Origin of the sequence: Sphaerisporangium aureirubrum, assembly GCF_042658925.1 — a bacterium.
Taxonomy (GTDB): Bacteria; Actinomycetota; Actinomycetes; order Streptosporangiales; family Streptosporangiaceae; genus Sphaerisporangium; species Sphaerisporangium aureirubrum.
On the sequence record NZ_JBHSRF010000041.1, the window covers coordinates 64,030 to 74,487 of the forward strand.

General features: G+C 71.0%; 9 protein-coding genes and 1 pseudogene. 7 read left to right on the forward strand and 3 right to left on the reverse strand.

The features are described from left to right. Positions 1–161 precede the first annotated feature (161 nt). Positions 162–2,045, forward strand: a complete 1,884-nt coding sequence (locus ACFP1K_RS24655) for an ABC transporter ATP-binding protein (RefSeq protein WP_380757340.1) — start codon at positions 162–164, stop codon at positions 2,043–2,045. Between the two features lie 282 nt (positions 2,046–2,327). Here the strand turns inward: ACFP1K_RS24655 and ACFP1K_RS24660 are convergent, their stop codons facing one another. Next, a complete protein-coding gene (locus ACFP1K_RS24660; protein WP_380757342.1) occupies positions 2,328–2,618 on the reverse strand; it encodes a hypothetical protein in 291 nt (96 codons plus the stop codon). Further along, a complete protein-coding gene (locus ACFP1K_RS24665; RefSeq protein WP_380757344.1) occupies positions 2,615–2,833 on the reverse strand; it encodes a hypothetical protein in 219 nt (72 codons plus the stop codon). The genes ACFP1K_RS24660 and ACFP1K_RS24665 overlap by 4 nt, the downstream gene beginning before the upstream one ends. A 179-nt stretch (positions 2,834–3,012) precedes the next feature. Here ACFP1K_RS24665 and ACFP1K_RS24670 point away from each other — a divergent pair, with 179 nt between their 5' ends. Beyond that, positions 3,013–4,257: a hypothetical protein gene (locus tag ACFP1K_RS24670; protein ID WP_380757346.1), complete on the forward strand. Its 1,245-nt coding sequence runs from the start codon at positions 3,013–3,015 to the stop codon at positions 4,255–4,257. 4 nt (positions 4,258–4,261) lie between these two features. Beyond that, positions 4,262–4,558: a 4a-hydroxytetrahydrobiopterin dehydratase gene (locus ACFP1K_RS24675; RefSeq protein ID WP_380757348.1), complete on the forward strand. Its 297-nt coding sequence runs from the start codon at positions 4,262–4,264 to the stop codon at positions 4,556–4,558. A gap of 12 nt (positions 4,559–4,570) precedes the next feature. Here the strand turns inward: ACFP1K_RS24675 and ACFP1K_RS24680 are convergent, their stop codons facing one another. After that, complete coding sequence (locus ACFP1K_RS24680; protein ID WP_380757351.1) at positions 4,571–5,320, reverse strand: tyrosine-protein phosphatase; 750 nt, start codon at positions 5,318–5,320, stop codon at positions 4,571–4,573. A 751-nt stretch (positions 5,321–6,071) separates the two neighbouring features. Between ACFP1K_RS24680 and ACFP1K_RS24685 the strand changes: the two are divergent. From ACFP1K_RS24685 to ACFP1K_RS24700, 4 genes and pseudogenes are all read left to right on the forward strand, one after another. Beyond that, positions 6,072–6,923: pseudogene (locus tag ACFP1K_RS24685) on the forward strand (protein kinase domain-containing protein); the annotation flags it as partial. A gap of 194 nt (positions 6,924–7,117) precedes the next feature. After that, positions 7,118–7,540 (forward strand): hypothetical protein, encoded by a 423-nt coding sequence (locus ACFP1K_RS24690; RefSeq protein WP_380757353.1) that lies wholly within the window; start codon positions 7,118–7,120, stop codon positions 7,538–7,540. Then, complete coding sequence (locus tag ACFP1K_RS24695) at positions 7,537–9,921, forward strand: tetratricopeptide repeat protein (RefSeq protein ID WP_380757355.1); 2,385 nt, start codon at positions 7,537–7,539, stop codon at positions 9,919–9,921. The genes ACFP1K_RS24690 and ACFP1K_RS24695 overlap by 4 nt, the downstream gene beginning before the upstream one ends. Before the next feature lie 124 nt (positions 9,922–10,045). Beyond that, a partial coding sequence (locus tag ACFP1K_RS24700; RefSeq protein WP_380757357.1) for a cryptochrome/photolyase family protein occupies positions 10,046–10,458 on the forward strand: 413 nt, incomplete at its 3' end.

Sequence of the window (10,458 nt, forward strand, 5' to 3'; positions counted from 1 at the left end):
GCCCGTGTACCCAGGCCACACGGGGATGGGGGCGGCGAGACCCCGGCAGTTGACCTCAACATTGGTTCAGGTTCTAGGGTCCCATGTACCGGGCCGAATTTGTCGTACCCGGTGCCTACATTGTGAAGTCATAGGGCGGCCCGAGACCCCCGGGGGTTGAAATGGACATGGAAGTCACCGCATGGCATTCGCTGTACAGCGCGATGCACGCACATCAGGACAAACGGCCGTTCTCCATGGCCACGTTACGGCGCATCGGGGGATTCGCCAGGCCACATCGCACCGCGCTGACCTGGTTCCTGGCGCTCAGTGTGGTCGGGGCCGTGCTCGCGGTGGCGACGCCGGTGATGGCGGGCCAGGTGGTGGACGCCATCGTGCGCGGCGCCGAGCTGCCCGTGGTCGTCTGGCTGGCGGCGCTCATCGCCGTGCTCGCGGTGGCCGACGCGGGGCTCGGCCTGGTGTCGCGCTGGTTGTCGGCGCGCATCGGCGAGGGGCTGATCCTCGACCTGCGCACCGCCGTGTTCGACCACGTGCAGCGCATGCCGGTCGCGTTCTTCACCCGCACCCGCACCGGCGCGCTGGTGAGCAGGCTCAACAACGACGTGATCGGCGCCCACCACACCTTCAGCAACATCCTGTCCGGCGTGGCGGGCAACGTCGTGACGCTCGCGCTCACGCTGTTCGTCATGATCAGCCTGTCCTGGCAGATCACCCTGCTCGCGTTGCTGCTGCTGCCGGTGTTCGTGCTGCCCGCGCGGCGCATGGGCACGCGGCTGGCCCGCATGGAGCGTGAGGCGGCCGACCACAACGCCCGCATGGGCACCCAGATGACCGAGCGGTTCTCCGCCCCCGGCGCCACCCTCATCAAGCTGTTCGGGCGGCCCGCCCGCGAGTCGGCCGAGTTCGCCGCGCGGGCCCGGCGGGTGGCCGACATCGGGGTGCGCACCGCCATGGTGCAGTCGGTGTTCGTCACCGCGCTCACCCTGGTCTCCGCGCTCGCCCTCGCGCTGGTCTACGGCCTCGGCGGCTTCTACTCCCTGAGCGGTGAGCTGGAGCCCGGAAAGGTGGTCGCCCTGGCGCTGCTGCTCACCCGGCTGTACGCCCCGCTGACCTCCCTGGCCAGCGCCCGCGTCGAGGTGATGAGCGCCCTGGTCAGCTTCGAGCGCGTCTTCGAGGTCCTCGACCTCAAGCCCCTCATCGCCGAGCGCCCCGGCGCCCGCCCCGTCCCCGACGGCCCCGTCTCCCTGACCTTCGAGCACGTCCGCTTCGCCTACCCCTCGGCGGACAAGGTCTCCCTGGCATCCCTGGAGGAGGTCGCCACCCTCGACACCCGGGGCGGCGCCGAGGTCATCCACGATGTCTCGTTCACCGCCGAACCCGGCCAGATGATCGCCCTGGTCGGCTCCTCCGGCGCCGGCAAGTCCACCATCGCCCAGCTCGCCGTCCGCCTCTACGACGTCGACACCGGCGCCGTCCGGCTCAACGGCGTGGACGTCAGAGACCTCACCGCCGACAGCATCCGCGAAACGGTGGGCATGGTCACTCAGGACGGCCACCTGTTCCACGAGTCCGTCCGCGACAACCTCCTCCTGGCCCGCCCCGAGGCCACCGACGACGACATCTGGGACGCCCTCTCCCGCGCCCGCCTGGACGAGCTGGTCGCCTCACTCCCCGACGGCCTCGACACCATCGTCGGCGAACGCGGCTACCGCCTCTCCGGCGGCGAACGCCAGCGCCTGACCATCGCCCGCCTCCTCCTGGCCCGCCCCCGCGTGGTGATCCTCGACGAGGCCACCGCCCACCTCGACTCCACCTCGGAAGCCGCCGTCCAAGAGGCCCTGGGCGAAGCCCTCGCCGGCCGAACCGCCCTGATCATCGCCCACCGCCTGAGCACCATCCGCGCCGCCGACCAGATCCTCGTAATAGAAAACGGCCGCGTAATAGAACAAGGCACCCACACCACCCTCATGGACGCCGGCGGCCGCTACGAAGAACTCCACCGAACCCAGTTCACCGAATCCCGCACCCCCGAACCCGCCGTCTGACCCGACCGCGGACCAGGGTCCGGACGAGCCGGGTCGGACGGCCGGTGTCAGATGGCTGGTGCTCGGCCGGCGGTTGTCGGACGCCGGTGGTTGTCGGGCGCCGGTGGTTGTCGGATGGTGATGCCGGACGGCCGCGTCTGGAAATGGTGCCTTCGGCGCTGTTTTCTTTGAGGCGACCCTCGCCTGGGGGCGCGGCGGTTCGTGTCGCGGGTTGTGGCGATCATCGTCGCCGCGACGTCGCCGGTGGTGAAGGGCTGCCGGGGTGGGAGTGCCGCCGCGTTCTCACCGAGATGCGTCCGGCACGCGTCCGGTGGGATGTTCGATCTCCTCCTGTACCGCCAGGGCCATCACCAGGGCCACGGCATCCGGCCGGTCCAGGGTGGGGAGCAGGCCGGCGGCGCGCTGGGAGTGGGTCGGTGGAGTGCGGCGGGTGGCGAGCCATGCTCCGGGGGTGCCGTCAGGGCGGGTCGCGCGGGTGAAGTGCCAGGCGGGGTAGAGGCGGTGGAGGGCGTCGATCTGCTGGATGATCAGATCGGTGATCGCGCTGGGCAGAGGCGGCACCGGGGCGGTCACGGCGTTCCCGCGAGGGCGGCCGTGCTCTCCTGCTCGGCGATGGCGCGGCATACCGTGACCTCGTCGTCGCCGTCCACGGTGCGCGCCGCGCCGGCCCGCTGCTGCGCCTGGCTGAACGGCTCGGTGCGGGTCGCCCACCAGCGGCCGGTGTCGCTGCGGAAGATGTGCCACTGGCGGGGCTGCTCCGCCGCCGTCCGCGTCCTAGGGTGTGCCATGGGTCAGGACCTCGATTCCCGATCAAGGGCCCGTCCGCGGTGTGCTCGCACGGCGGCGGGTCCGCCCGTCTCAGAGAGTGCACGCTCCATAACAGCTGGATGGACACCGGGACAGACAGGGTGACGTCAGGGGACGCTGGGGGAGCGGCACCTGCTCGGACCTGTGAGATGGGGGCACAATGACGGACAAAGTCCCGGTATGGGCGGCACGACTGCGCGCGAGGCGCCGCTTCGAGCTCTGGTCGCAGAAGGACCTGGTGCGAGAACTGGTCGAGACGGCCGCCGCCAAAGGGGTCCGCCTGCCGCAGCGCGCATCCCTGCTGCGGATGCTGAAGGAGTGGGAGAGTGGCCGGCGCAGACCGCAGGATCCCTACCCGGTCCTGCTCTCCCGGATCTTCCGGATGAGTGAGGACGAGCTGTTCTCGGAGGGACTCCTCCCCGGCGAACGCGAACCGCGGCCGGCAGAGAGGACCCCGGCGCACGTCGCCGCCCTGCCGGTCGAGCGGAGCCGCCACGTCGCGCCCGAACTCGTGGACTACTTCCGGCTCCAGCTGCTGAGCCACTACGCCGCCGACGCCTTCCTCGGGCCTCGCCACCTGATCGGTCCCGTCGCGTCGCAGTACCGGACCATCACCGAGCTGGCGGGCCAGGCCGACGGCGAGGTACGCCGCGAACTGCTGCGTCTCGGCGCGGGGTACGCCGCGTTCGCCGGGTGGTTGTACCAGGACTCCGGAGTCGCGGACCATGCCGAGGCATGGCTGAACCTGAACCTGGAGATGGCGCACCGCGCCGAGGACGTCCAGCTCGTCGCGCACGCCCTCACGAACAAGGCGATGCTCGCCACCGATCTCGGCGACGCCGCGACCGTCATCGACCTCACCGGCGCCGTGCTCGCGGACCCTCGCCCACTGATGAACAAGACGCGGATCCTCGCCCTGCAGCAGGCCGCTCACGGGTACGCTCTGGCCGCCGACCGGGCCCGGTGCGACGCTCTTCTCGACGAGGCCGCGACGCTGGCCGATCAGCTGGAGGACGACGACCGGATGTGGGGCAATGCCTGCCGCACGCCGAACTACGTGGAGATCCAGCGCGCCACCTGCTACGGCAGGCTCGGGCTGACATCCGGGGCGCTCACCCTGTGGGACCAGATCCTGCCCGCGATGCCCCCGTCCGCGCGCCGGGACATCGGCGTGTTCCTCGCCCGCCAGGCCGCGGCGCTCGCGGCGGTCCCGGATCCTGAATGGGCCACCGTCGTCGTCCGGGAGGCGATGGCACACCTGCACCGGATCGGATCGGTCCGGCAACGAGCGGCCCTCCGCGAGATCCCCGCCCGGATGGGGGCGTGGGCCGACTCCACGCAGGGCCGTGTGATGACCGAGATGCTCGCCGGCGCGCTCTCACGCTCGCCTGACGCAAGGAGATGAGCACGTGGGTCTTCGCGATCCCCTGCCCGCCGACATGGTCGCGCGGCGTCTGGAGTCGAGTGGGTGGAAGGGCGGGACCGAGCAGATCAGCAGGACGTACGACGTCGCCTACGACACCGCCATAAGGATCGTCGCCGAGATCGGCGAGGCGGCGATCGAGCTGGAGCACCGGCCCGACATCGACATCCGCTGGGATCGGCTGCGCATCGTCATGACCACGCACACGGCTGGCGATGTCGTGACAGAGCTGGACTTCCTGCTCGCCGAGCGGATCGACCAGATCGTCCGGGACCACGCCTGAGGCGCCGGCGGCTCATGGCGTGGGGAGAAGGCGATCGCGGAGGGCCTGGATGTGTTGTGGGGTGAGGCCGGACGCTTGTAGGTGGGCTTCGATGTTCAGGTCGGTCAAGGTGTTGAGTAGGGCGGTGTGGGCGGTGGTGTTTTTTTGGGTGAGGGTGGCTTGGATTTCTGCGGTTTGGTCGGGGATGGCTAGGGCGGTGAAGAGTGGGGGGAGGCGGGTGGTGCTCAGGGCGTAGTCGGTGGCTATTTGGTGGGGGGTTACGCCGGTGAGGGTTAGGAGGAGCAGGGTTATCAGGCCGGTGCGGTCGCGGCCGAGGCCGCAGTGGAAGAGGACGCCGGCGGGGTGGGCCTCGGCTATGGCGGTCAGGGCGGCGGCGCACTGGCGGGCTTTGCGGTCTATGAACGGGCGGTAGTAGAGGGGGGAGCCGTGCAGGCCGTTGTCTTGTACGTGGGTCCAGAACGCGGTGTCGGCGGCGTCGTCCAGGGGGACGTGCACGGTGGTCAGGGCGGAGGGGCGGGGGTGTAGGTCGCCTGTCAGTTCGTCGTGGTTGCGCAGGTCGACGATGGTGCGGACGCCGTGGGCCACCAGGGCCGACCAGCCCGCGGGGGTGAGGCGGCCGGGGTTGTCGGCCCGGATGACGGCGCCACGGCGGGTCGTGCCGCCGCCGGTGAGCGGGAGGCCGCCCAGGTCGCGGATGTTGAAGCATCCCTCCCAGTCGAGATGCCGGTCGGTGGGGGCTGTCGGGGCCTGGCGATCGCTCATGCTGATCTGACGTGCGGGGGGCCGGATTTGTTCTGGTATCCGGTGGCACTCCTGAGGGGCGTGCGCGTCACGCGACCCAGTAGAAGGATTCGACGTTCCTCGCTAGGTCAGCGGGGGAGGTTCGGTCGTCGGACGCGGCCAGGATTCCGCGGATGCCGCTGTAGCCGGTGCCCGTGCACAATACGACGGCGTGGGAGGAGTTGGAATTCGAGGCGCCGCGGGTGTTGTTACCTGCCGCCTGGCCCTGGCCGGAGTGAGGTTGTCGTTCAGGTCGGGGTCATTGACATCGCGAGCGACGAAGACGTAGCTGCCCTGATTGAAAGTTCCGGGGAAAAGGCGCAGGTCTGGGTGTTGAAGCAGTTCCACCCGGCCGCCGAGGGCGGACGCGGTGGTGCACGTCACGTCCGCACTGAGAGGGGAACATCCCGCGCGGCTTCTTGGATCATCGGGGGGAATGACTTGCCGGGCCATGAGCTTCTCGGAAAACGTGTTTCTTTGCGAAGCTGGCGGACCCAAATACGGGCTAGTAGCTTACGGAATGTAAAGAGTAATGGGGAGGTGCTGCATGGGGGATGATGGGTTAGGGGAGACATCGCCGAGTTTGTCACAGTTTTTCACTAATGCACTCGATGTCGGCAATGTGGTGGGCCACTGGTCGGGGACCCGGCGGGCGCCTGAACGGCCCCTTCTGGCGACGGCGGGTCGTCTGGACGGCCGCTACGAGCTTGAGGGGATCATCGGGCGTGGCGGTATGTCCGAGGTGTACCGTGCGCAGGACATCCGGCTGCAACGGCTCGTCGCCGTCAAGGCGATTCGAGCGGAGTTCGCCGACAATCACGTCGCGGAGGCATGGTTCCGCCGTGAGATGCAGTCGGCGGCGTCGCTGAACCACCCCTCGATCGTCACGCTCTATGACACCGGTGAGGCGAGCGTCGAGGGGAGGCCGGTGCCTTACCTCGTGATGGAGTTCGTCGACGGCGGGACGCTGGCCGACATTCTCCGGGCGAACCGGCGGCTCGTGCCGGAACGGGCGCTGGAGCTGACCGACGGCATCCTGCGCGCCCTCGAATACAGCCATCGGGGCGGCATCGTGCACCGGGACATCAAGCCGGCCAATGTGATGATCGCCCGTGACGGCGTCGTGAAGGTGGGGGACTTCGGTATCGCCCGCGCGATGGCCGACACGGCCGCCACCATGACCACGACGGCCCTGGTGATCGGCACCGCGCATTACCTCTCGCCCGAGCAGGCCCGGGGCGAGCGGGTGGACGCCCGCAGTGACATCTACTCCACCGGCTGCGTCCTGTACGAGTTGCTGGCCGGCCGGCGGCCGTTCACCGGCGACTCCCCGCTGGACATCGTTCACCGGCACGTCCGCGAGGACCCCGTCCCGCCGTCGCTGATCGACCGTGAGATCCCCCGCTGGGCGGACGCGATCGTGCTGAAGGCCATGGCCAAGGATCCCGCTTGGCGCTACCAGAGCGCCGCGGAGATGCGGGCCGACATCCAGCGGGCCATGTCGGGCATGCCGGTAAGCGCGGAGACCCTGCGCGATGGCGGCGGCGGGCGCGCCGTGGCTCCCGGCCCGGCCCGCGTGGAGCGCCCGCCCTTGCCCGCGCGTCCCGGAGGACGGCCGGTGCCGGGCCCGGCCGCGGCGCGTCCCGGGCGGCACCGCGCCGGCGGTAGTGATCGTGGAGGCCGGGTGCCGTGGAGGATCACGCTCGTCCTTCTGCCTGTGGCCGTGCTCTGCGTGATCGCGGTGCTGTGGGTGATGTTCGGGTGAAGGGGGCGGGGTGAATGGACGCGGAACTCGTGGCGCTGGCGTCGGCGGCGGGGAGCGCCTTCGTCGGGCTGATGGCGACCGACCTGTGGGAGCAGGGCAAGCGCGTCGTGGTCAAGCTCTGGAAGCGGGCCCGGCCAGGGCAGGCCGAGGCCGTGGCGGAGGAGGCCGAGAGCGCTCGGGCCGAGTTGCTCGCCGCCCGGAGCGCCGGTGACGGCCGCACGGAGGCGGAGCTGGCCGCCGAGTGGAGTGGCCGCATGCGGCGGCTTGTGGCGGGAGGCGCCCTGCCGGTCGACGGGCTCCGTGAGGCCGCCGAGGCTCTTTCCCGGCATCTCGGCGACGCGGAGCGCGCCGTACAGGTCAGGGTCCAGGCGTCCAACCACGGAGAGGGCACGATGAACGTCCTCGGACAGGGCACCCAGATCAACCTCGGCCGATGAGCGATCCACGGCGTCCCGCCGAGATCAGCGTCGAGGCGAGGCTGGACGGCCACGCGAGCGGCAACGTCCTCGGCCAGGGTGTGCAGATCAACTTCGGTCCGGCGCCGCGCCCCATGGTCCTGGTCGAGCCGGTGCCCCCGCGGGGGCTGGCGTCTCTCGATCGGCTCGTGAGCAGGCAGGCCGAGACCGCGGCCCTGCTCGAATGCGTGGACCCCGCCGTGAGCGGCGGCGACGCCACCGTCACCACGCTGGTCGCCGGGCCGGCGGGGATCGGGAAGTCGCTGCTGGCACGGCACGTGGCCGCGACCGCGGTCGAGCGCGGCTGGTTCCCCGGAGGCGCGCTCTTCGTCGACGTGCACGGCTACGAGCCGGAGCGGCGGGCCGAGGCGGCGGACCTGTTCGGCGCCATGCTCAGGGTGCTGGGCACGCCCGGGGACCGTGTCCCGGAGAACCCCGGCGAACGCGCGACGGCGTTCCATCTGCGTCTCGCGGAGGAAGACCGTCCCGTGCTGCTGGTGCTGGACAACGTGGCGGACGTCGGCCAGATCGCCGCCGCACTGCCACGGCAGAGGAGGCATCGCGCGCTGGTCACGTCGAGGCACATGCTCGGCGAGATGCCGGACGCACGTTTCCTCACCCTTGACCGGCTGAGTGCCGGGAGCGCGGCCGAGCTGATCGACATGACGCTGCGCCGCCGCGACCCCCGCGACGCCAGGATGGCGGAGGGCCGGGCCGCCGCCGCACGGATGGCGGAGCTCTGCGACCACCTGCCCCTGGCGCTCCGGATAGCGGCCGAGGTGCTGGCGGGCGAGCCCGCCCTGGCCGTTTCGGATCTGGTGTCGGACCTCCAGGACGCGCGGGTCAGGCTGGACGGGCTGGAGTACGGGGACCTGAGCGTGCGGACCGCCTTCGACCTCTCGTATCGCCACCTCACCCCGGAGCTCGCCCGCATGGTCCGGCTGGTCTCCTACTGCCCCGGACCGCACTTCTCGATCGAGGCCGTGGCCGCCCTGGCCGACCAGCCCGTCGCCCAGGCGCGCCGCTCCCTGGCGACGTTGTCGAGGGCGAACCTGATCGAGCGCTCGGCCGACGGCCTGAACCGGTGGCGCATGCACGAGCTCGTGCGCCTGTACGTCAGGGACGTCGCCGCGAGAGCCTCCGCGGCGGACGAGGCGGCGACGGCGGTCGACCGGTTGCTGCGCCACTACCTTGCCGCCGCCGTCGAGGCGGACGCCCAGTTGGTGTCGCTGTCACGCACACCGGACGTGGGCGGCCCCGCCGTCGCCCAGGTTCTGGCGTGGTTCGAGACGGAACGCGTCAACATGCTGGCCGCTCTGGGCCTGGCCCAGTCGATCGGGAACAGGGACGTGGTCCTTCGACTGGCCTCCGCGTTGACGTACTTCCTCCAGTCGCGGCACCACCACGACGACCTGACGACGATGACGGGGTTCGCGCTGCGAAGCGGCTTCGCCCGGGATGCCTCCATGTCGGGACAGAGCACCAGATCCCTGGAGAATGTGGGGCTGTCGGTACGCGAGACGGGTGACCTCGCGACCGCGGCCGCCATCCATCGCGCCGCGGCCGGCCACTACCGCCTTACGGACGATCTCCGGGGCGAGGCCAGGGCGCTGACGAACCTCGGCATCTGCCTCGCCGAAGGCGGCGAGCCCGGCGAGGCCGCGGCCGTGCTGGACCAGGCCGCCGGGCTACATCGCCGCGCGGGGGACCGGTCCGGGGAGGCGGTCGCGCGCACGACCCTGGGACAGACCTTGATGAGCCTGCGACGCCACGACGAGGGCGTCACCGTGCTGCGGGAGGCCGTGGACCTGTTCCGGTCGGACGGGGACGACCGAGGGCAGGCCGCCGCGGCGACCACGCTCGGCGTCGCGCTGCTGGAGGTGGGCAGGCACGAGGAGGCGGTGGAGCCCTTGCGACGGTCGGAGGCCATCCACCGCCGCACCGGCGACCGGCACGGGTGCGCGGTGGCGTTGAGCAATCTCGGCGGCGCGTTGCGCAAGACCAGGGACCTCGGTGAGGCCGCCGCCAGCCTGGAGCGGGCGCTCGACCTGTTCCGTGACGTCGGGGACGTGCGCGGCGAGGTAGGCGCTCTGGTCAACCTCGGCCTCGTCTCCGCGAGCCGAGGGAACCTGGACTCCGCGGCGGACATGCTCCAGCGGGCGGCGGACCTGGCGCACGAAGGCGGCATGCGCGCCGACCAGGCCCGTGCCTTCACCAATCTGGGCATCGTGCTGACGAAGAGCCGGCGGCGTGCCGACGCCCTCACGGTGCTGCACGCGGCGGCCGGCATCTACCGGGAACTCGGCGACGACCGGCGCCACGCCCGCACGGTCGCGCTGCTCGAATCGGTCGGGGGCGGCTGAGGTTCCTACGAGGGCCCTCGGGTACCGCGGACCGCGGCCGGAAGCCCGTTTCCCGAGGTCATCTTGACCCTGCCGGTACCCCCCGCCGGGTCACGGCGGAGGCAGGCTGTACGAGCATGGAGGGGTGGGTGAGAGACGGCGCCGCTGGATGTTCGCGGATCAGCTCGGGCCTCACTTCCTGGACTCTCCGGAGCAGGAGGTGCTCCTGGTCGAGGCCCGGGGGGTGTTGCGGCGGAAGCGGTTCCACCGGCAGAAGGCGCACCTGGTGTTGTCGGCGCTCCGGCATCGGGCCGCCGAGCTGGGGGAGCGGGGGCGGTTCGTGCAGGCGCCGGGGTACGGGGTGGCGCTGGACGAGGTGGGGGAGCGGGTCTCGGTGTGTCAGCCGACCAGTCATGTGGCGTTGAGGTTTGTGCGGGGGCGGCCGGACGTGGAGGTGCTGGCGGCGCGGGGGTTCGCCTCCTCCCAGGAGGAGTTCGCGGACTGGGTGCGGAGCCGGGGGGAGCAGGCGGACGGGGCGGAGGTCGTGCTGGAAGGGGG

What these genes read in the sequence shown, in the direction of transcription:
- ACFP1K_RS24655 (WP_380757340.1), top strand. Translation starts at nt 162, where the DNA reads ATGGACATGGAAGTCACCGCATGGCATTCGCTGTACAGCGCGATGCAC.
- ACFP1K_RS24665 (WP_380757344.1), bottom strand. Translation starts at nt 2,833, where the DNA reads ATGGCACACCCTAGGACGCGGACGGCGGCGGAGCAGCCCCGCCAGTGG.
- ACFP1K_RS24670 (WP_380757346.1), top strand. Translation starts at nt 3,013, where the DNA reads ATGACGGACAAAGTCCCGGTATGGGCGGCACGACTGCGCGCGAGGCGC.
- ACFP1K_RS24680 (WP_380757351.1), bottom strand. Translation starts at nt 5,320, where the DNA reads ATGAGCGATCGCCAGGCCCCGACAGCCCCCACCGACCGGCATCTCGAC.
- ACFP1K_RS24690 (WP_380757353.1), top strand. Translation starts at nt 7,118, where the DNA reads ATGGACGCGGAACTCGTGGCGCTGGCGTCGGCGGCGGGGAGCGCCTTC.
- ACFP1K_RS24695 (WP_380757355.1), top strand. Translation starts at nt 7,537, where the DNA reads ATGAGCGATCCACGGCGTCCCGCCGAGATCAGCGTCGAGGCGAGGCTG.